Below are 20,744 nucleotides of genomic sequence, written 5' to 3' on the forward strand. Positions count from 1 at the left end.
AACAAGAATACGCTGAAGGTGCGGGGTGCCTTTGCATCCGCTACAAGTCGTTTAAAGCCGCACAAGCGGGATTCAGCAAAAGGGCGATGAGGAGTTCTCGGGAACTGCTCATCGCCCTTTATGCGTTATGCTTATCCTAAAACACGCTCCCGATTGCATCGGACTGTTGCCATCCACTATCCTTTAAGGAGCGTGATCTGCAGGGTTAGGATGCTGGTGCTTTAAAAGGATACGAATTGAAAACGTGCACTGCCACATTGTTGTTTCTGCTTTGCTCTTGGGCCTGGACGCCAGGGCTTGCACAGGAATTACCGTTTGCGCACTACACCGTCGACAGTGACGTCAATCCTCTACCTTCGTCTTCCGTATCAGAGGTCTATCAAGACCGGCTGGGTTACCTTTGGTTCGTTGTGTATTCGTCAGGCTTGGTTCGCTACGACGGACACAACATGGTGGTGTATACAACCGAGCATGGGTTGTCCTCCAATACGACCATCGGAATTACCGAGGATAAGATAGGACGACTCTGGGTTCCAACTCGTAAGGGTTTATCGGTTAGTACCAAACCTCTCGATGAATATGCGGCAGGTGAAACTGTAAAGTTCACAACGGAACTTGGCGGCCAGAAGCTGACTCAACTGGGCATAACCAGTGATACTGTCGAAACGGATAATGATGGAAACCTCTGGGCGGGGACGGCGGAGGGTCTATTCTTTTATCGCTATATCGACAGAGATAAAGTTGAAGAGTCTAAAATCAAAATTGATCTGGATGGCGTAGGCCAAAGCATAATGGTGACTGCTGTTAAGGCCCGCCGTACCGGCGGCGTGTGGGTTGCCCTGGCAGACGGACGCGTCGTTACCCTCGAATCTGCCGATAGCAAGTGGCAAACCATTGAGCCACGTTTGGAAAAAAAGTGTTCTCGCGTAACGTCTTTATTTGAGCACCCCAATGGCTCACTCTACGGAGGGTGCGACAGCGGGGCGACCTGGCAACTCAGGGCGGGCGAGAAAGACTTCTCCAACATCAAATGGTTGCTTGATGAAAAAGGTTCGAAAGTTAACAGTATTTCTTTGAGTCAAGATGGCCACGTTTGGGTTGCTACTCGGGGGAGTGGTTTTTTCCGACTCGGCATAACCGACTCCGACCCCGTCAAACCCTTTAATCGAACCAACGGACTGCTTAGCGATCTGGCACAGCACGTATTCGAAGATCCTGAGGGTAATCTTTGGTTCTCTCAATCCGGCGGGGTATCCAAGTTAAGATTCAACTCAAGGGCATTTTTAAATTGGACAGCAACCTCACATGCAGGTGAGAAGCCAACCCTGCCTAGTCCTGGAGTGCGTACCGTTCGTCATCTTAAGCAAGAAGGGGGCCACAGCTTATGGGTGGGCACTGGCTCTGGGTTGGTGGCTGTCAGTCCGGCAGGTATTAAACAAACCTTGACCGCTGCCGATGGCTTTAAAACAAATGATATTTGGCTTTTATGCAGTGACCCTGCGGGGCGTCAGTGGGTAAACGACTCCGCTGGTATCAACGCCATTAGTTTTTCAAAAGAAATGATTCCAGCCGGTATGGGGCCTGCGAGGGAGTTCAGTCTTTGGGGTGAAAAAGCCTACATTAATCGAGCGGCATGGTACCGATCGCGTTCTTGCGTGAGTGTGTCGCATAAAGAGAATGGTCGCGTTCGAGACGCAGTCTGTTTCTCGGGCCGTGGTGAGATGAAGTGTTGGTCCGAGGGTAAATGGCTTCAGGTTGGCGAAAAACAAGGGATTCCCAATTCTAAAATTCAGGCCATGGCAGTTGGCCCCGAGGGGCGCCTCTGGTTAGGTACCGGTGACCAAGGTCTTTTTAGAACAAAGGTGACATTTGGGAAGTGGTTATCGAGGCAATTTGTGCGTAAGGCCAAATCAGGAAAACGAGTTGAGGAAGGGGATTTACTTGAGCAGGTGATGGACGAATCACGTGGGTCACCAACGAATTCTATCCAGTCGCTTGTATGGTTTGGGAATAAACTATGGGCGGGTACAGCCCGTGCACTCCTGGAGCTGTCCGGAGAGCCAATGACCCTTGCTAAGGTGGTCGGCACCGATAATGGACTCCCGAATCAATCTGTCTTTAGCATGGCGATATCGCCTACTACAGGCTCTCTATGGCTAGGGACGAATCAGGGTATAGCGGAATTAAGTCCAGATACCAGTGAGGTTGTTCGAACGGTAAGTCGTCAAGACGGACTTTTGGATAACGAGGTCTGGTGGCATCAGTCGATGCATGTCAATCATGAAGGAACGGTTCATTATGGTACATCAAAGGGGCTGGCGGTTTTTAGTCCTAACGCGAACCGCTCCAACCCGGTTGCTCCGAACCCGAAGTTCCGCTTTCTTGAGTTTTCTCAAGATAACTCTGGCAACAATGAATTAACGGTCCGATTTGCTGCTCTAAGTTTTGCCGATGAATCCAGTGTGCGTTATCGAACACGTGTTCTGGGCTATCGAGATGACTGGTCTGAAGAGCGACCTAGCAATGAGGTACGGCTGATGAACCTCCCGGCTTTTGGTATCCCCCGTGACTATGCTTTTGAAGTGTTGGCATCCAACAACGATGGCGTATGGAGTGATACGCCTTTGCGCTACACATTTACGGTAACGCCAGCCTGGTGGCTTCGGTGGCAGACCATAACTTTTGTGTTGCTAAGTATCGTTGGTTTTTTTGCTCTTTTTTATTCGGTACGTGTTCGCTCAATCGCGCAACGTGCACAAGAACTCAGAGTGCTCTCCAATAATCTCCAAAAGGAAGTCCAGATTAGGACGCAAGCACAGTCGGAACTTGAATCAGCTTTGGATGTTGCGAGGGAGGCAAGCAAGCTCAAGAGTGAGTTTCTCGCGAATATTTCGCACGAGCTAAGGACTCCATTGAACGCGATTGTGAATGTCCCTGGTCCATTGATTAAAGATTACGTGACAGTTCGGGTTTGGCAATGTTCATCGTGTGAGGGCGCATTTCAGGATGATGTGGACCCATCGTCTCCGGTTCCCGAGGAGCCCGAAGTTTGTCCAGAGTGTCATATTGGGATGGCTTGTGGCGAGCAGACAGTTTGTGTCGGCGACTTGGGCGAACATCGCCACTTCTTAAGGCGCATTGAGACATCGGGACGACACCTCTTGGCTGTTGTTAATGACCTGCTTAATTTCTCGAAGCTTGAAGCAGGAAAAATGAACCTCGTTTTTAGCGAAATTGATGTGGGAAAAATCTTCGAAGATCTTTCTCATACGATGGCCCTTTTGGCAGAAGATAAAGGCGTCAAACTTCGATTCCCAGAATCCACGGCTGATGTTTCCCTGGTGGCGGACGCATTAAAAGTGACTCAAGTCTTGGTCAACTTGATTGGCAACGCGATTAAATTCACGGCCGAGGGAGGGGATATCACGATTGGGCTCGAGCCTGTGGATGACGAAGGACAGAGAATGTACAAATTCTCGGTTAAAGACACGGGGATAGGAATCCCTCCTGAGCAGTGTGAACTTGTATTTGAAAGCTTTCGACAGGTAGACGGCAGCCATACTCGCGCCCATCAAGGGACCGGACTGGGTTTGGCTATCACCAAGCAATTGGTGGAACTCCACGGGGGCCGGATATGGGTTGAGAGTGAGGTGGGTGTAGGGAGCACTTTTGCTTTTATTTTGCCTCAAGAGGGCATTGTTAAGCTTGAGGATGAATCAGGTGAGGTTAAGCTCGCCGCCCACAGTGATTGATTATGCCCCAGGGCTAAGATAGAAATATAGTTGTATCGTTGTGACGTTCTAAGGGTAGGAAGAACAAAGGGACCGGCAATTCAATGGCATTAACGCGTTTTAATCCAGTACCCAAGGCGAAGAGTCTAGAGACCCAAAAACAGAAAATTCTCTATGTTGAGGATGAGGATACGAATTGGGAAGTTACTCAGCTATCCTTGCGTGATAAATTTACGCTTCAACGTGCAGCCACATCAGCTGAAGCCTTCGAGATTCTGAATAAAGAAAAATTCGACCTCATTTTAATGGATATCCAACTGTCTGGTTCTGAACTTAACGGTATCGAAATCACTCAGTCGCTTCGAGGACTGGCTGCTGGGACTGTTCCCGATTACGGCCGTGAAATTGATTGTCATGGTGCGAGAATTATTTTCGTGACCGCATATTCTGCGCGCTATACCAAGGAAGAGTTGATTGAGGCCGGCGGCGATGACTTGATCACAAAGCCCGTTGATTTTACGCGGCTAAGTTTGGCTATATCTCGCTTACTCGTTCGAGAGGCGTTTAGTAAGCAGCCTCAAGTTAAAAAGTTTCTCGAAGAGAATAACCTACCTGAGCGCCGCAAGGCTGTTCGGGTTGCGATTGAACTAAATTGCAAGGTTCATTGCGATGGTGTCACGGATCATGCGTGTATTTGGGACCTCTCCTTGGGTGGTGCCAGGATAGCTTTCGACGCCAACAAAATACCCGATGCTATTTCCATAGGTTCATTGATTGAAGTTGAGTTTATTACCGCGTGGGGAGTCATCTGCGCCGACTCAACGGTTGTGCGAATTGCCGAGACAGAGACCAATGAGTTGGGTGTATCTTTCGATGCCATGAGCGATGAAAGTAAATCTATCCTAAGCAAATGGCTGGGGACTTACGGCTCCAAAGGCTGAACAGGTGACCGGCTATTTAGTTGGCCCGTTGTTTTTGAATTTGCTCGTAAGCCTCATTTATCTTTTGAACCTTTTCAGTAGCCAGCTTCACGAATTCCTCTGGAAGTCCTTGAGAGATGACCTTGTCTGGGTGGTTCTCGCTAACCAATGCTCGGTATTTTTTCTTAATCGTGTCCATCGAGTCCGAAGGTTTGCAGCCTAAAACCGCATAGTATCCCTCGGTGTTTGGGAAAAACGATTTTTGAATCAGCTCATGTTCGTAGCTGGGAATGTTAAAAATTTGAGCTGCTTTGGAAACAAGCTCTTTTTCTTTAGGGTGAAAGACACCGTCGGCGGCGGCGATGGTGTAGAGCAGCCGTAGCATTTCCCGCATCATCGCCGGAGAGTGCCCGAGGATTTGGTAGTACTGTTGAGCAAAACCCTCAAATGAGTGTGACGAGTCTTTGGCTTTATAAAAGATGTCGATGGCAATTTGGCGTTGTTGGTCGTTGAGCTGCAGACTTTGCTTGATGAACTTATCAACGACTGCGACTTCTTCTTTTGACACAATACCGTCGGCCTTCGCCAATTTCGCCAGTAGAGAAAAAGTCGTCACAAAAAATACGAGTTGATGTTCTTCCTGGCCCAGGTTGGTCTGTCCAGGTGGAAGGCGTTTCTCGCGAGGACTCAATGCATTGCTGGCCACAGTGGCAATGATGGCCCCGATGGGACCTCCAATGGCATAGCCGAAAGCGCCCCATAGAAGATTATTGAAAAAACTCATGATTTCTATGTAGCGCTTCAGCCTTTCGGGGGGAAGTGTTTGGAGTCACTAAGGAGCAAGATATGAGTATTTCGTTACTGAGTTATCCAAGCTGGTTTCACTTATTCCGGTTCAACTCAGTTATTTCTCTTAAGTTTGGCCAATGTGATTTGGCTTCATAGAAGAGCTTTTGTGCCTCTTGGTGATTTCGGAGCTCCCGCTGTATGGCGATGGCTCGGAGATAGCTCTCTGGACCGAGGCTGGTATGGGATTGTTGGCGGGCCAGATTTAAAAATTTCTGAAACGCCTGGTCTAAATGGCCAGCCTCGTGTGCTGCCTTTGCCTCTCGAAACCGGCGCAGAAGGTCTGAAAGCGGGTACGGACTGGATGGCGGGTTTTGCCGATGAGCATCCGACCCAATCGAAGCACGGGCAGGGCGGGTTCGATTCCTTCTCAACGGTCTTGCTTTGGGAGAGGGCAGTTTGGGTGGCTCTTTGAGCAGCGGTTGTACTTGGACTGGGGCCTTTAGGACTTTAATCGCTCTGAATTGAGTGAGGCTTTGTGCTGAGGGTACGATGATGGGGGTAGCAATTGTTATTTGATGACCTACGGCGCGCTGCTTGATTTGCCAGCTGGTTCCCCAGGCGAGCGTACCAAAGAGCAGGGTAAATCCCATGGTAGCTGCGAAGGCTCTCAGAGAAGGACCCGTCTCGGCTCTGGCGATACGCTCCTGAATAGCTTCATGATTACGGCTGAGTCGCCAGGCGGACATTTGTCTGCGCGCAATCCACCAGAGCCCGTTCCCAATGTCGGAGCGCCGGCTGAGGCGTATGGGTCCCCTCGGGTATGTTTTTTTCATGTAGACTGCCTGCCGCTTTCTCAACTGAGTTCCCGCATAAGGTTGTAATCTTCATTTTTATTTTATGTTTTGGTTTTTTTGATGAGACCCCACCAATTAGGTGGTGCGCGGAACGCGGCGGGGTTACAATTTGGTGGGTCGATTATCTGAGGAGTCCCCTGGTGAGCGCCGTAACAAAAGATTTATTGGAGTCATTTCAAAAGGTTTTGAGTGATCTACGAAAAGCCATCGATGAAGATGTCTTTTGGAGCTGGGATGGTCGACTGCAAGCCGCTTTTGTCGTTGTGCATACGGGGCACAGCCGTGTGGTGAACGATATCTTGGCCCGTTCGTTTGAGAACCGGTGGGATATCGAGTCGATTCAAAAGGCTCCGCCTTATGTACGAGAGGCGGTTGACGCATTGGTTGGGCTCAGGGAACGCCAGTTTATGTATACTGCCGAGCCGGATGATGGTGGCCGAACCCTGTATGGGGCTTATTGGCCGTGGGCCAATGGCGATTTGATTTCTATCCGGGTAAGCTTTCTCTCCACTGAAAATGACCGATTGTCACAAGATGAACAAACGGCACTTTTAAACCGCACGCTTGAGTCAAATCACTGACTTTTCGAACAGCGCCCCACGGCTTGCCTGACTTCTTTTTCTTGGCGGGCACTCAGTCCCATTTTTAGAGCTTTTGAATAAGCAATAAGAGCAGGCCCGCAGCGTCCTCGAGCTTGCTGGATCTCACCCAGGAGTTTGTACCACTGCGCTTGAGGTTTCGAAGACGAATCGCTTAGAAGGTCCTGCATATTTCGTAAAGCAGTTTCGTTTTCCTCGAGGGCAAGATGGTTACGAATGTTGAGAAGGCTTAGCTCTACACCAAGTTGATGCTTGGGGAATTCTTGAGCGAGTTGGTTTAGGACGGTCTTTGCCTGAGTGTAATCGTTGTTATCAAAATACGTCTTAGCTTTTTGGAAGAGCTGGATTTCTTGGCCCAGGGTCGCTTTTGGAGGCGGATTGGTTTTCTTGGAGGTAGACTGCCTGGTGCTCACCCGCAATGGGGCTTTCTCCATATGTTTGAATTTCCCGTCTTCTTGAGAAGGCATGGGAGCGTTATCGAGCTTTGCTGATCCCTTTTGGGTTTTGTTGGAGATTGCTTGTTGTGCGGGTGCGGGGTTGCTCTTGTTTAACGTAGGCAGCGCTGGGGACTCTTGGATTTGACGGTCCGGGCTTTCAACCTTTGGTGGCTGAACGCTGAAGTCGTGTTGGGTAGCAGACGGAACGGTGAGCCATACTATGGCTGCGGTGAGTGCGAGGCCGAGTGTAACTTTGGTAATGATGGATCCAGCCAAAGGGGGCGTGGTTGCTGGTAAAGAGCCGATGGCGCTTTCAATAGCGGACCTGTTGTTTTCGAGCCTCTCTTTCGAGAAGGAGCGCGAGGAAAGTTCTCGAAGCCCACGGTCTTGTTTATTGAGGCGTTGGGGTGACTCGCGGTTGAGACTCATTGTGTTTTCTCCCGCATTTGTTTCTTTTTGAGCCTATCTTGAAATACTTGTCGGGCCTTATGAAGCCTTGTCCAGACTGTTCCGATTGGAATTTCAAGCAGTTCGGCAATTTCAGGACCTTCCATCTCTTCGAGTTCGTAAAGCACGAAGACTTCCCGTTGTTTGAAGGTCATGGAGGTAATGACTGATTCGGCCAGTTGTAATTCTCGGCTTACCTCGAGGTTTTTGTGGGGCGATGGCGAATCCGGTGAAGGGGTGCTCTGAAGCTTCTCTTTGAAATTCAAAAACCGAGCTAAACCCCGTTTGTGATGCATGCATAAATTCTTAGCGATTCCATAGAGCCAAGTTCTAAGCGCGCTGCGTCCTTCAAACTGCTCTCTCTTCTTGTAGGCAATGATGAATGTGTCTTGAAGAATATCATCAACATGAGCTCCGGATCCTGTGAGTTTTTCTATAACTCTGGCGATGAAGGGAGCGTGTTCCTGAAAGGCTTTACCAACATCCACAGCGGGGTGGACGAGGCTTGGGTCGATGGCCTCAGGCATGTGTGCGGTATCTTCGCTCATTTAATTCATGTCGTATTGTAGGCTGAGCCCAAGGTTTACAATTGAGATATGGGCTCTCGCGTTTGATGGCAATACCTGGATGTCGTGTTTGATGATCTGAACACCCAGCCGGGGTCCCATCGAAAACTGCGCCCACTGCCAACGGGTGCCCAGATGAATCTCTATGTTGGGAGCCAGCGCGGTGTAGTTTTCTTCGAATGAATCACCTTGGAGGATGAGAAGCCCGCCCAGAACCTCTAGGTCCCAATGGGTCTGCCATGCGTAAGTTGTGACACCTGCACCAAGGAGGAGATCGAACCTCTGGTAGCCGCCATCGAGTGCATTTTGTGGTACCGCGGCTCTTAAATGAAGCCCTGCCAACCAGTGGAAGTCACCCTTTATTGCACCCTCTAGGTGTAGGTGGGTTTCAAAGCTTGAATTCCATGGCTCTAGATTCGCAAGCACGGTAAGGCCCAGCTTAAGCCTTGTTAGGTCTCGAGGTGGTGTTTGAGCAGAGCTGGCTATCTCAGAATCGTCGCGATGCCATGGGTTTTCAGGAAATTCCCGAAGGAATTCCTCTAAAACCAACTGGAGAAGAGACGATACATCGGGACAATCTTGGCGGTTGAGCCGGTAACGGCGTGCCAAGGCGATTTGGCCTGACTCATCGGCCAGCTTTAAAGAAACCGATAGATTACCAGCACTTAGACTCAGAGCGATTCGAACTGTGAGGTTTTGGGTGTCTTGACGGTTTGGCGCGAGCGCATCGAGGACTTTTGTGAGTTGGCTTTCGAGGTTTTGGGCTTGGACACAGCCAGTTCCGCCATAAATCTGGACATTGTGGCTTTGGGCCGAGCAGGGTACCAATATGGCGAGGGCCATGACGAGGCTGTAAAGCGTCTTGGCTGTTTTAGGCCCTGATTTTAAGCACATCGACACTTAACTCCAAGATGCTCGAACGTATGGGATGATGGTATTTCTTGGATGAACCATCGTCTTGGGTATAGCATACAAATGCGAGAGACAAATGGGTCTCTCAAGATGGAAGATGGTGTTCGATGGATGAAGTAGAATACTGTGCGTTTATACTGAACGGCCTACTCTTCGGAGTTCCTATTGCCGATGTTCAGGAAGTGCTGCGTTATCAGGCCATCACCTATGTCCCGAGAGCTCCTAATTCGGTTAGCGGTCTGATCAACCTCCGAGGCCGGATTACGACGGCAGTTGATTTAAGAGCCCGGTTAAATTTACCGAAGCGGCCTGATGGTCAAGATCCTATGAATGTGGTTGTGCGCTCCCGAGACGGAGAGGTCGTAAGCCTTTTGGTGGACCGCATTGACGACATCATTCGTGTAAGCGAAGAAAAATTCGAAGCAGCTCCGGATACTCTTAGTCAGGGTGTACGCCAACTTGTGGGCGGTGCCTACAAACTGGAAAATCGTCTTTTGCTAACGCTGGATACTGAGCGCTGTATCAACATGAAATAATGTTAGGTGGCGTCTCGGGGCGGTCGCCCCATGATGTGATGCCTGAACGGCACAGCTTAGAATCTTTTTCTTTACAGAACCGTAATTGATGATCCTAAAATGAGACCGCCAATTAAGGCCATTAGTGCGTTTTGCTTGTATTGCTGACGTTGATGTCTTTTGGATAGCTCATAGTGACTCCTGCTAACATCCAGGGTCTTGTGATTGGCGCCCATTGTGTGTTGCCCTCCATAAAGAGAGGTTGAGGGTGTACTGGCTCGTTTCGTAATCGGGCGAGGCTTTGCCGGTCGAGAATTTCTTTTCCCGTTATGACTTCGAGCTGTGACAGTTTCACCGGTGGGCATTCCTCGCATAGACGCAAGCGATTTTGATTGTTCCGATCGGAGCGTTGCTATTAGTTCTGCTGTGTGTGCTACTCTTTTATTCATCATTCCCCTCCTATGGGTCGCGCATTCTGTGGCCCCCGCCACAACTTTATCCTGGCACCGGCAAATCATGTTGGCAATTTTTGAGCGTGAATAAGTGCGTGTCTCGAAATGAGATAAGTCTCAAAGTGACTTAATAAGGTATGAGGGTGTGGGATACGCGCAGAGTTGTATCTACAGCTTTGGGCCAACGAGTGTTCTAAGGTTTGCTGTGGCTACAACGGTGCCTGATGCATTTTTCATAACAACGGGAACTTGGTATTCCATGCGCTCGCTGGATGTAATTAATGGTGATTCACAGGTTCCTGTAATCGTACCTCGGCTTTTTTTCAGGTACTCGATAGACAAACCCGCAACGATAAAACGGGCATTGTCGGGCAAGGAATAAGACAGAGCGAGGTTTCCTGTAACCTCTGCGAGATTAACCAGAGCGACGGCATGAACACACTCTAAGTGATTTCGCAAAGACGGCTTGTCTGCTAATGTGACGCGGCTAAACCCCGGCCTTAGCTCCTCAACCTTGGCATTGATTGACCCAGTATAGGGAGCCGCACGTCCAATAAGTTTGGAGAAGATACGTTTGCCGCCAGGTATGCTTTGGAGTTTATCCCATAAGCTACGAACGATATTTCGATCTGCATTGATTTGGTCGGAGATAATATTACTGATGCTCATGGCTAAACTCTTATGGAAGTGATGTTGCTGGTTGATTGCATTGACGCCTAAAGCTTCCGTCTGTGGCACTGCCTAAATAACCGCCCCAAGAAGGAACGCCCTGAGTCGATGCATTCAGTGATTTACGAAAAAGTGTCCATTCCGCCGGCATTTGGTTCATCGCTGCATAGCAACCGATAAGCTCGAGTACCCCGTCATTATCTAAATCCTCGATAAGGGGTGTACCCGCTCCTGTATTGTCCCATTCGTATGTGTAGTTTTCATCGTTCGCAAAATCTATGATCTGAAAGGTTGAACGGCTCTCCATAAAATTGGGGATAACGACCAATGCTTCGTCTCGGGAATCACCATTGAGGTCCGCTGCCAGCGGGGATGGAAAGCCCGGATAGTCTGTGTATTCACGAGAAATAACGTCACCATTCCAACCGGAAAGCGCGATAAGTGCAGATCCACTGTAGCGAGGCCAAACGCCTAGAGAGAGGGTCACAAATACATCGGGGGCCCCATCGCCATCGAAATAACCGATGGCCGGTGTCGCATATGATTCAACCTCATCTTTATTGGCGCCGGAGAGTTCGTAATGCCAAATGGATTCACCAGTGATGCCGTCGATGGCTTCAACCTGTCCATCGAAGGTAACCACAATAATATCTTCACTGCCGTCGAGGTTCACGTCGGCAAGGCTTGGTGGTGCGATAACGCCTTTGTGTGAACGTGGCTCCGTGAGCTTTTGAGCTGCGCTGATATCGCCGGTAAGAACATCATCAAGTGGAACACGCCAAAGAGAGCCTGCAAATGATTCGCCGCCTGTTCCGAACAAAACATAGGTGACCCCACCGCTTTGCGGCGTGTAGACGATAGGTGACATATAGGTTTCCATGCCGTCAGGCATTTGTGCAAAATAGAGAATACTGCCGTCACTGCCACTGATGACCATGAGAAAGCCGGGAAGTCTTTCTTGAAAAGGTGCTTGCTTGGCATCGCCGCCATTGGCGGAGAGAATATCGGGAACGCCGTCGGCATTCACATCACCGATGGGTTGAGGCGTATAAAAGTTATACCAGCCATCTTCCTCTGCGTCGCCTTCAGGGTAGAATTGCCATAATTTATCGCCGGTGATGCCATCGACTGCAATGAGTGCTCCGTCTCGTCCACCAATGACCACGTCATCGGTTTCATCTTGATTCAAGTCGATTAGCGCCGGGCTTCCAACGATTTCATAGAGTGATACGGCGTCATCAAAATCAGGACCGACACGCCACAAAAGAGCACCACTGGCTCCATCATGGGCAGTAACATAACCTACACCTTGTCCTGTTTCCGGACCGCCTTCTTCGCCATGACCAATAATAATATCTTTGATACAATCTCCGTTTAGGTCTGCTGCTCGCGGCGATGAGTAGGTTTGGAATTCTCCAGTGATGGTCCATTCTGTATCGAGTAGAGGTGGGTAGGTTAGGGAAGCATTACTCTCAATGGAGTCGCAGCTAAGAGTGGCTGCACAATAACCGGGAGGAGTACCGGGGGCCTGGTCGTTGCATCCGGACATACCAATTGTCGCTGCTGTGCTGAGCACAACGAATCGTAGGGATAATGAAGCGTGATTGTACTGATATTTTTGCATAGCCTGTCTCATTCTTGAGGGTTAGCTGGTCTGCCATTTGTATTTCACTACATCATGCATTTAGAGGCGCAAGTAAACTCCCGGCAGGATCTGGTGCATTGATGATCTGATTTAAATTTCGTACGTTCAATGACGATACTGAGATCGTTCGTCTCTTTATCGCGGCGCGTCTAACCGTGAATTTTAGTAAAGCGCCTCAAGCAAAAGCGGTTGAAGTGGGGCAAAAGTCCGGCACCGCGCCGTCCAGGTTGGTGGCTCGAGGAGACGAGCCATGGAATAGAAATGATAAGGTGCGCTTAAGTAGTGCGTCAACCTACACCGAGTTCTCTGGTGTGAGTATCGAGTTGAGGCTAAAATAAGTCCATAGGTTAAGTGCGTTAGAGAACGCATTGCGAACTTAGGGGGCTATATTGTTTAGAGTAGATTTACCTAAGCTTATCAAAGCGACTGCCGCTCTTTTTATGTCTTTTGTGTTGGTGTCATGCGGCGACTTTGGTTTTACCGTTCACGTTTTATACGGCGAGCAAGGACGAGGCGATAAAGGGATCAACGATGCAGCTTTTCGGAGCGTCTTAGAAGGCCGTGATTTACTGGACGCAACGCTTGTGCAGTGGACGCCAAAAGACCGCGATGATGCAGGCTATATGCTGACCTCGGTTCTTTCGGATCCTCTGAGAAGTCCGAATGAATTAATCATCCTAATGACTGATACCTACGACGACTTGGTACTTCAAGTTGAGTGTCAGTTTAGAGATCGTAAGGTGCTGCACCTTGAAGGAGCAGAGACCAACTGTAGTAAGGTGCTCTCGGTTAACTACCGAATGTATGCACCTGGTTTTTTAGCGGGTGTTGCGGCGGTAAACGCATCAGCAACAAAAACCATCGCGGTGATTGGTGGCGGGCTAACAAGTGATGTCAAAGACGCGGCAGCTGGATTCATCGACGGAGTGGAGGAAGCCGGGGGGACAGCCATTGCGACCTACCTGTCTCCATCTGCTAACGGTTTTAATAACTATGATGAAGGTTTTCGAGTGGCAGATGAGCTTTACGCAGAGGATGAGGTAGATGTTATTTTCGTAGCAGCTGGTGCCACGAGTTTGGGTGTCCTTGAAGCGGCGAAAAAGAAGAATGACCGATATGTTATTGGCTTTGATTACGACCTGAGTTCCATGGGCGAGAACGTTGTTTTGGGATCAGTGGTTAAGAATCTCAACTTTAAATTAATCGATACAATGACAACAACAGATGGCGGTTCTTTTAATGGTGGCCATGAAGTCGTGGGTTTGAGGGATGACAGTGTCGCATTCGTCGTCAATCCCAAAATGACCGAATTGGTTGGTAACAGTCATGAGAGTTTTACTGCGAAGGCGCTAACCCTTGAGTTGGCGTACCAAGGAGGACAATGATGTTACGGTATATTGGTATCGCCACGGTTGTTTTCTGTATTGGGCTTACGGCCTGCGAAAATACTTTCAACGCACCCTTGAAGGTTGCGGTGATAATGGATGTTGGACAAACGTGGGACTTAAATGCCCTCGAATGGGCAAAGGATAATGTGAATGAGGCGGGGGGTATTTTGGCGGTGCGCCCGATTGAACTTGTTTATTATGAAGCAAACTCATCGTCTAAGTTATCCCAAATTACACGTGAGATAAGTGAAGACCCGGATATCGTGGCAGTGATTGGCCCCGGTAAATCCGAGCAAGTGGTGGAGGCGGCGAGACGGTTTACACCTACTGAAGTGGTGATGGTCACCCCCGCTGCAACAGCCGGCGAGATATTTCGAACGTACGGTGATGACGATTATGTATGGCGAACTTTAGAGTCCGATATTGCCCAAACTGAGATTATGATTCTCTCAGCCTTGGCTGCTGATGCAGAGAAGGTAGCTTTGCTTACGAACTTTAGCCTTTACGGGGACACCTTTTTTGACTGGTTCGGATTCTTTGCCGCCGAGGTTGGGTATGGAATTGATGACGTTGTCGTCGACCGTTATGGACAGGATGGTGACTCTTCTCCCGACGCATGTGCGCAACCGGTAAACGGTATACTGGCAGGGGCACCGGATATTCTTTTTGCCGTGCCCGAGAATGATGACCAGATTGTATGCATGGTTAATACGGTGGCTGCCTATAATGAGCTTAATGAGCCTGATGTTAAATTGTATTTTAGCAGCGAAGGTTATCGCAGTGAGCTACTGACAACCTTGGGGGATAATGCAGAAGGGGTTGAGGGTGTAACTCTATCAGCTGCTCCTGAAAGCGGTTTTGATATCGAATACAAGTATCGCTATGGAGTTGACGAGCTTCCTCCCTACGCCGCCAATATATACGACGCAATGTTGCTTGTTGGATATGGACTTGAGCACAGTGGTGGAAAAGGCGGGCCCGATCTTGCGGCCTCCTTGAAAGAGGTCGTCAGCTATCGCGGAGAGCCGGTAGGGTGGGATCAAGATGGCGTGAAGGATGCGCTCGTAGCGATTCGGGAAAATCGGAGACCTAACCTAACGGGAGCAACGGGTACCCTTACCTTTGAAGATGAGCTTTACACTGACTTGAAAGAGTCAAGTTATGGCCAATGGCGTTTTGAGAATGGTCGCATGGTATTTTCAACGTATTATTCAACAGGGAATAATAGTATTCGTTCTCGAAGCTCAACTTCTATCCTGGAAGCGCGAGCAACTTCAGGCGCACAGCAGGATATTACCTTAGGTACCTATGACCCTGGGGTTACTCAGGACGACCTCTGGGTGTTCATCGTTTCAGTTTCCAAGGGCTGGGAAAACTACCGGCATGAGTCTGATGCACTGAGGCAATACCAGATGTTTAAAGAACGGGGGATCGCTGATGACAGAATCATTTTGGCGCTTCAGGATGATCTGGCTGATAACGAAATCAACACCGAAGCTGGTGTTATTCGTAATGAGGTCGATGGCCCTAACCTTTACAGTGAAATTGAAATAGATTACCGCCTTGGTGATGTCTCGTTAGAAATGATTCAAGCTGTTTTATCTGGTGTTCCCACGGAACAATTCCCAACAGTCATTGAGGCCATTAGCTCGAGTAATATCTACGTTTATATGGTTGGGCACGGTGGGCCGGCAGGTGTTGCAGTCGGTGCAGGGAATGAGGCGGATGCGTTCTTGCTCGGCGAGGGCGCCGGCGTTGAGGTTCTTTCGCCAGAGCTAATGCTGGATTCGTTATGTAATATGCAAGACCGCTCGATTTTTCGACGTATGCTCGTAGTCATTGAAGCGTGTTTTTCGGGCGTCATGGGTGCGATTCTAGACAGTGGATGCGGTAACGATGAAGAGGTTGTACCCTTAGCGATTGAGGTGAATGAGGAGTTGGCCGGCGATTCATGTGTGAGCGGCGGACAGCGAGTTGATATTGGACCCGACGCTGATGAAAGTGGAGCGCCGGATACAGTGGAAGCTAGCTACTTCGCGTGCGACGATGAAACAGGGGAGGGGATGATCGCCATTACGCCTGAAGTTGCCGGTGATAATTGTAGTGATGGGGGCTGGAGAGTCGACATTGGAACAGACCTCGATAGCTCAGGTTGGCTGAGTGTCGTTACAGAATCAAGCCAAACGATTTACGTGTGTGATGACCCTGGCGTAAAACAGCTCAATGGTGTGTTGATGCTCACAGCAGCCAATGCGAGTGAAAACTCGATCAGTTACGAGTATGATGAAACGATTGATGTTTGGTTGGCGGATCAGTTCAGTGCGAAGCTGGCCGATGCTATCTCATCAGACGATAGTTATAGCCTGTATGAACTCTACAACGAAGTTTATCTGAACGTATCAGGCTCGCATGTGAGTATGTATAACTCACAATATTTCGGAGATGTTCGAGCGGTTATGCTTGAGGAGTTCCTGCGGAAGGAAGACTGATTACGGTAAGGTAATCGCTTCCATTTCCACTTCTAAACAAACACCGAGGGCGTTACAGCCCGTTGGATCTGTCTCAGCGGCCTCTAGGTCACAGGATACCGGGATACCGTTTTCAATACGCACATCGTAGTGCCCCATGAAACCAACAATGATTTCATAGGCAGCTTCGGGTTCCGTCGTCGCAGTAATTTGACCCGCAGTGATGTCGCAGATGATTGGAGTTTCATCCCAACCACATGCATCGATGAGAGCCATTGCAATCTTCATAACTTCTTCGGCAGGTAGGTAGCCCATCAGTAATCCGTTGAAGTTCATGCCATCTTCAGTCACATCCATCTGACCGCTCATCGTGGCGGCGTTGATACCTGCAGCAACCATGAAGTCTTCCAGGATGGGAACGGGCAATCGTAGCTGCTCAGTCACAGCATCAAACCAACCGTCGTCATCCAAAATGATATTGCTGAAGATAGCGTCGACAGCTGCCGGGTCCACGATGGAGTTGGATGGAGCTACTTTCGTAAAACCATTTTCCTCATCTTGCCCGCCCATTAAAATATTCATGGTCATGGGCGCGTCGAGCGAAAACTTTTCAACTTCACCGACTAAAACCATTCCGACTTCACCGGCTCCGTTTGCTTTAAAGTTTTGGTCGAGGCCACCGGACAAAATAGCCAAGCTACCTAGACCGGCTCCAGCGTATTCTCCCAGAACAGTACACCCTGCGGCGCGCGCAGCGGATGGTCCCTCGGGCGCATCAAGGCTGACAAGACGTCCGGCGGGACTCTCTGGGTAGTTAATGACCTCTTCTTCTAGTCCACCCTCTGTTTCATCAACGGTATCGCCAGAACAGCCAAACGCCATCAGTGCAGTTAGAATAAGTATGATTGGGAAAGCAGGCTTTAGCATATTACCCCTCCTTCAAGTCTGCCAAGGGCATGGTTCCATTGTCACCAAAGGTATCTACCTGAACGCCTAGGGCATCCATGACGCCCATGTGAGCATTTGCGAGAGGAACTTCACCTTCGAGCTGAACATGACGGCCAGTATCGAATTTCCCGCTGCAATTACCAGCAATCATCAGTGGGTGAGCATGCTGATCATGATTGTCCCCATCACCCATTTCGCTGACAAACATCAGACACGAGTTATCGAGTGCCGTACCATCACTCTCTTCGATGTCCTTCATCCGGCCCACAACATAAGCAAATTGCTCCATTTCCCATCGTCCGATGGTGGTGAGCGCATCAAGCCTCTCTTGTTTGTTTTGGTGGTGGGAGAGTTCATGGTGACCGCCAGTCACCCCTAGAAAACTAAACGAGCGGTTGCTGATTCCGTTGCCCATCATGAACGTGATGATACGTGTCATGTCACACTGGAATGCTGTAACCATGAGGTCGCACATAGCGCGTACTTGTTCTGGGAATTCCAGCTCGGAGCCGGGCATTTCAATACTTCCACACTCAATCGTTGGAGGTTGTGTAATGCGTGTTTCCAGTTCACGAACGCCTGTCATGTATTCGTCAAGTTTACGCCTGTCTGTCACGCCAAGCTTGCCGTCTAGGCTTTGTGCCTCTGCAAGCACGTAGTCTAGGATGCTCTTGTTGTAACGGCGTCTCTTATCTTTTTCGGCGCGGCTTGCCAGTGGGTCGTTACCCGCAAACATCCGGTCGAAAACGATTTGTGGGTCTGTAAGTTTTTGAATCGGAGTTGTTGGGCCAGCCCAGGAAATATTGCGCACATAAGCACAGCTATAACCGGAGTCACAGTTACCAACATCGGCTCCACCATCAGTTCCCAACTGCATTGAAGGAAACATGGTACCAGGGTTTCGCTCTCGAACTAAAAGCTGGTCCATGGAGATACCCGCGCGGATATCTGAGCCTTCGCTTTTGTTCACAGCAGTACAGGTGAGTAAGCCACCTGTGCCCGACGCGTGACCTCCTGGTCCGTCGGGAATCGCTGGCAGGTTGGCCAGTCCACTGACTACGAGAATATCCTCTTTATAGGGAGCCATGGGTTCCATAATTGGCGCGAGCTGAAAGTCTCTTCCGGTTCCAACCGGGGTAAAGTCTTGCATGTTGAGGCCATTGGGAACGTAAAAAACCATAAGTCGCCTACGATTGGCTGCCGCCGCAATGGCTTCTTTGGGCCACATCGAAGGTAAAAAGGGCAGAGCCAACATGGCACCAGCGCCACCGAGGAACGCACGTCTTGAAATTCCTGTTTTAATCATTGCTCCACTCCTTCTTCCGAACCTACTTCGACACTCTCGTCTCCGCGTCGTTTACGGAAGGATTCACTTTGAACAATCTCGCGAATGAGTTCGCGAAGACCGCCACCGGCACTGCTGTAACTCTCAGTGATTTCTTCTAGGTGGTAGGCATCGTAGGTTTCGATGCCGCGTCCCATCGCGTATGTGTACATGTGCTCTGCTACACATTCCCGAAGTTTAGGGTCATCCTTAATGACGTCGGCCATTTCAAAAGCGCCAGTGAATGTCGTTCCGTCTGGAAAGAGCCCGCTGTCATCGATTTCGTATCCATCATCGTCTTCTCGCCATTGGCCGACTGCATTGAAGTGCTCAAGGGCAAAGCCGATTGGGTCCATGATCTCATGGCAGGCAGCGCATACTGGCGCAGCTCTGTGTTGCTCCAAACGCTCTCGTAGGCTTGCCGTAGGACTCAATTCCTCAACAAGACCTTCAACGCCAGGTGGTGGTGGGGCGGGTTCGTCGCAGAGCATCTGCTGTAGAACCCACTTGCCGCGCTGAACCGGTGATGTACGGGCAGGGTAAGAGGTAACAGTAAGAAGCGAGCCTTGTGTTAAGAGCCCGCCGCGTTTGTCGTCGGGAGCCAGGTCAACCCGCCGCATTTCGCTTCCAGTCACACCTTCGATACCGTAGTGCGTGGCTACGCGCTCATTAAGATAAGTAAAGTCGGCCGTGAGCAATTTCTCAATTGGGGTATTGTCGTCTAGGAATGATTTGAAAAAATATGCCGTTTCGCGCTGGAGTCCGACGGCGAGTTCGTCATCGAAGTCTGGAAACGTGTTGGGTTCGGGTTCAACGCTCTTCATCGCTCGGGTATAGAGCCACTGACCGGCGAAATTATCAACGAGCGCTTGCGAGCGAGAGTCGCTGAGCATGCGGTCCACTTGAGTTGCTAGAACACCCTTGTCGTTCAAGTTACCCTCGGCTGCTAAATCAAGAAGCGTCTCATCTGGCATACTGCTCCAAATGAAGTAAGAGAGGCGGCTTGCGAGTTCATAGTCCGACAGATCATGTGGATCGAGGGAAGTTGGGTCTTCATCTAATTCCACTCGAAAAATAAAGTGGGGCGAAATTAAGACAGCCTGCATCGCGTTGGCAAGGCCAACTTCAGGATGGTCACTTTCAGCGACTGCCATTTTAACCAACTCGACCAGTGCCGTGATTTCAGTATTTGTTACTGGACGGCGGTATGCAAGGTTTGCAAATTGAGACAGTACTGTTCGGGCACATTCTTCATATTCTGTGTATGTTAACTCACAAGTGATCAGTTGGCTGCGAGCGCTCGAAGGCACGATGCCCTCCATGGGGCCTTCCAGCTTTACCCAATCAAACATGACTCTGCGAAACTCTAGCGCTTCCGTATCGTATTGAGGGTTGAGAAGAGTGAGGGCTAACTCATGTGAGCCGCCAGTCGTGGACACAGCGAGTTCGAAAATATTGGGGTCAGCTTCAAGAGCAGTCACATCGAGAATGGTAAGCTCGGCGCCGTCTAGTTCCACTTTGAGACGAGGTGATTCCCCAGCCAGCGTTCGTCCGAATGCGCGAAGACTTAGAACAAACTCACCGTCTTCTCTGGCTTCAATATTGGTTGTGAAAGGAGTGCCTTCCCAAAGGCTCCACCATTTGCCGTGATAACTCGATCCCGTCTCCACTGATTCCAGACCTTCTGGTTGCACGGTGAAGGTCGGTGCCGCGCGAAACAGGTCGTCAGTAAGTAAAACAGCAGCGCGATGGTAGAGTTCGATTTGAAGCCCTGAAAGACTCAGCACATCAGCGATGTTATCAAACCCGTAACCGTGGTCATCGAGGGGAAAATCGTTGGCTGGCTTGAGCTCCGTTTTCATGAGATCGCGAACCGTATTGTTGTACTCAGCCCGGTTTAGGCGGTGCATCGTAATACGCCCAGGGTCCTCACCGCTGTCACTCGAACAGCCAGGCGTCGTTAGCAAAGCGCCAGCGAGTAATAAGGTGTTGAAAAGGTTCATTTTAATCACGTCTTAGAGCCCCCTGTTGAGGATGGTTGAGCAGCCACTTTGGACAAGATGCTGCCTCCGGCACGAAT

16 protein-coding genes are annotated in these 20,744 nt (G+C 49.8%); 7 read left to right on the plus strand and 9 right to left on the minus strand.

The annotated features are described in order from the left end of the window. Window positions 1-236 precede the first annotated feature (236 nt). Window positions 237-3,752 carry a hypothetical protein gene (locus HOK28_16880; GenBank protein MBT6434773.1) on the plus strand — a complete coding sequence of 1,172 codons (3,516 nt, stop codon included), beginning with the start codon at window positions 237-239 and terminating at the stop codon, window positions 3,750-3,752. A gap of 83 nt (window positions 3,753-3,835) precedes the next feature. Continuing rightward, on the plus strand, window positions 3,836-4,672 hold the full coding sequence (locus tag HOK28_16885; protein ID MBT6434774.1) for a response regulator: 837 nt from the start codon (window positions 3,836-3,838) through the stop codon (window positions 4,670-4,672). A 16-nt stretch (window positions 4,673-4,688) separates the two neighbouring features. On the opposite strand, the gene HOK28_16890 is transcribed toward HOK28_16885, so the two are convergent. After that, window positions 4,689-5,435: a DnaJ domain-containing protein gene (locus tag HOK28_16890; protein ID MBT6434775.1), complete on the minus strand. Its 747-nt coding sequence runs from the start codon at window positions 5,433-5,435 to the stop codon at window positions 4,689-4,691. Window positions 5,436-5,606: 171 nt separating this feature from the next. On the opposite strand from HOK28_16890, the gene HOK28_16895 reads away from it, so the two are divergent. Together HOK28_16895 and HOK28_16900 are read left to right on the plus strand one after the other, a co-directional pair. Further along, window positions 5,607-5,912, plus strand: a complete 306-nt coding sequence (locus HOK28_16895) for a hypothetical protein (GenBank protein ID MBT6434776.1) — start codon at window positions 5,607-5,609, stop codon at window positions 5,910-5,912. A gap of 522 nt (window positions 5,913-6,434) precedes the next feature. Continuing rightward, the gene (locus HOK28_16900; protein ID MBT6434777.1) at window positions 6,435-6,875 is read left to right on the plus strand and encodes a hypothetical protein; all 441 of its coding nucleotides are present in this window, start codon (window positions 6,435-6,437) and stop codon (window positions 6,873-6,875) included. Here the strand turns inward: HOK28_16900 and HOK28_16905 are convergent. The 3 genes from HOK28_16905 to HOK28_16915 are packed head-to-tail and all read right to left on the minus strand — an operon-like array spanning window position 6,869 to window position 9,237. Continuing rightward, complete coding sequence (locus tag HOK28_16905; protein MBT6434778.1) at window positions 6,869-7,759, minus strand: hypothetical protein; 891 nt, start codon at window positions 7,757-7,759, stop codon at window positions 6,869-6,871. The genes HOK28_16900 and HOK28_16905 overlap by 7 nt on opposite strands. Further along, window positions 7,756-8,325, minus strand: coding sequence for a sigma-70 family RNA polymerase sigma factor (locus HOK28_16910; protein ID MBT6434779.1), 570 nt, complete (start codon window positions 8,323-8,325; stop codon window positions 7,756-7,758). Before HOK28_16910 ends, HOK28_16905 begins: the two co-directional genes overlap by 4 nt. Further along, on the minus strand, window positions 8,326-9,237 hold the full coding sequence (locus tag HOK28_16915) for a hypothetical protein (GenBank protein MBT6434780.1): 912 nt from the start codon (window positions 9,235-9,237) through the stop codon (window positions 8,326-8,328). A gap of 125 nt (window positions 9,238-9,362) precedes the next feature. On the opposite strand from HOK28_16915, the gene HOK28_16920 reads away from it, so the two are divergent. Continuing rightward, the gene (locus HOK28_16920) at window positions 9,363-9,791 is read left to right on the plus strand and encodes a chemotaxis protein CheW (protein MBT6434781.1); all 429 of its coding nucleotides are present in this window, start codon (window positions 9,363-9,365) and stop codon (window positions 9,789-9,791) included. 599 nt (window positions 9,792-10,390) lie between these two features. Here HOK28_16920 and HOK28_16925 read toward each other — a convergent pair. Further along, on the minus strand, window positions 10,391-10,891 hold the full coding sequence (locus tag HOK28_16925) for a DUF4442 domain-containing protein (protein ID MBT6434782.1): 501 nt from the start codon (window positions 10,889-10,891) through the stop codon (window positions 10,391-10,393). Window positions 10,892-10,901: 10 nt separating this feature from the next. After that, window positions 10,902-12,515 (minus strand): PQQ-like beta-propeller repeat protein, encoded by a 1,614-nt coding sequence (locus tag HOK28_16930; GenBank protein MBT6434783.1) that lies wholly within the window; start codon window positions 12,513-12,515, stop codon window positions 10,902-10,904. A gap of 410 nt (window positions 12,516-12,925) precedes the next feature. Here HOK28_16930 and HOK28_16935 point away from each other — a divergent pair, with 410 nt between their 5' ends. Both HOK28_16935 and HOK28_16940 read left to right on the plus strand, forming a co-directional pair. Then, window positions 12,926-13,921, plus strand: a complete 996-nt coding sequence (locus HOK28_16935; GenBank protein ID MBT6434784.1) for a BMP family ABC transporter substrate-binding protein — start codon at window positions 12,926-12,928, stop codon at window positions 13,919-13,921. Then, window positions 13,921-16,413, plus strand: coding sequence for an ABC transporter substrate-binding protein (locus tag HOK28_16940; GenBank protein ID MBT6434785.1), 2,493 nt, complete (start codon window positions 13,921-13,923; stop codon window positions 16,411-16,413). Before HOK28_16935 ends, HOK28_16940 begins: the two co-directional genes overlap by 1 nt. Here HOK28_16940 and HOK28_16945 read toward each other — a convergent pair whose 3' ends face one another. From HOK28_16945 to HOK28_16955, 3 genes are read right to left on the minus strand one after another with little or no spacing between them, the layout of a single operon-like run. Then, entirely contained in the window at window positions 16,414-17,319 is a 906-nt protein-coding gene (locus tag HOK28_16945) for a hypothetical protein (protein ID MBT6434786.1), read from the minus strand. A 1-nt stretch (window position 17,320) separates the two neighbouring features. Then, window positions 17,321-18,646, minus strand: coding sequence for a DUF1552 domain-containing protein (locus tag HOK28_16950; protein ID MBT6434787.1), 1,326 nt, complete (start codon window positions 18,644-18,646; stop codon window positions 17,321-17,323). Next, window positions 18,643-20,676, minus strand: a complete 2,034-nt coding sequence (locus HOK28_16955; GenBank protein ID MBT6434788.1) for a DUF1592 domain-containing protein — start codon at window positions 20,674-20,676, stop codon at window positions 18,643-18,645. Before HOK28_16955 ends, HOK28_16950 begins: the two co-directional genes overlap by 4 nt. Window positions 20,677-20,744 lie beyond the last annotated feature (68 nt).

Source organism: Deltaproteobacteria bacterium, from assembly GCA_018668695.1.
Lineage (GTDB): Bacteria > Myxococcota > XYA12-FULL-58-9 > XYA12-FULL-58-9 > JABJBS01 > JABJBS01.

Bases quoted from the DNA above. Each gene is read 5' to 3' on its own strand.
- HOK28_16930 (MBT6434783.1), bottom strand. From the start codon at position 12,515: ATGCAAAAATATCAGTACAATCACGCTTCATTATCCCTACGATTCGTT.
- HOK28_16945 (MBT6434786.1), bottom strand. From the start codon at position 17,319: ATGCTAAAGCCTGCTTTCCCAATCATACTTATTCTAACTGCACTGATG.
- HOK28_16950 (MBT6434787.1), bottom strand. From the start codon at position 18,646: ATGATTAAAACAGGAATTTCAAGACGTGCGTTCCTCGGTGGCGCTGGT.
- HOK28_16940 (MBT6434785.1), top strand. From the start codon at position 13,921: ATGTTACGGTATATTGGTATCGCCACGGTTGTTTTCTGTATTGGGCTT.
- HOK28_16920 (MBT6434781.1), top strand. From the start codon at position 9,363: ATGGATGAAGTAGAATACTGTGCGTTTATACTGAACGGCCTACTCTTC.
- HOK28_16915 (MBT6434780.1), bottom strand. From the start codon at position 9,237: ATGTGCTTAAAATCAGGGCCTAAAACAGCCAAGACGCTTTACAGCCTC.
- HOK28_16890 (MBT6434775.1), bottom strand. From the start codon at position 5,435: ATGAGTTTTTTCAATAATCTTCTATGGGGCGCTTTCGGCTATGCCATT.
- HOK28_16910 (MBT6434779.1), bottom strand. From the start codon at position 8,325: ATGAGCGAAGATACCGCACACATGCCTGAGGCCATCGACCCAAGCCTC.
- HOK28_16885 (MBT6434774.1), top strand. From the start codon at position 3,836: ATGGCATTAACGCGTTTTAATCCAGTACCCAAGGCGAAGAGTCTAGAG.
- HOK28_16925 (MBT6434782.1), bottom strand. From the start codon at position 10,891: ATGAGCATCAGTAATATTATCTCCGACCAAATCAATGCAGATCGAAAT.
- HOK28_16905 (MBT6434778.1), bottom strand. From the start codon at position 7,759: ATGAGTCTCAACCGCGAGTCACCCCAACGCCTCAATAAACAAGACCGT.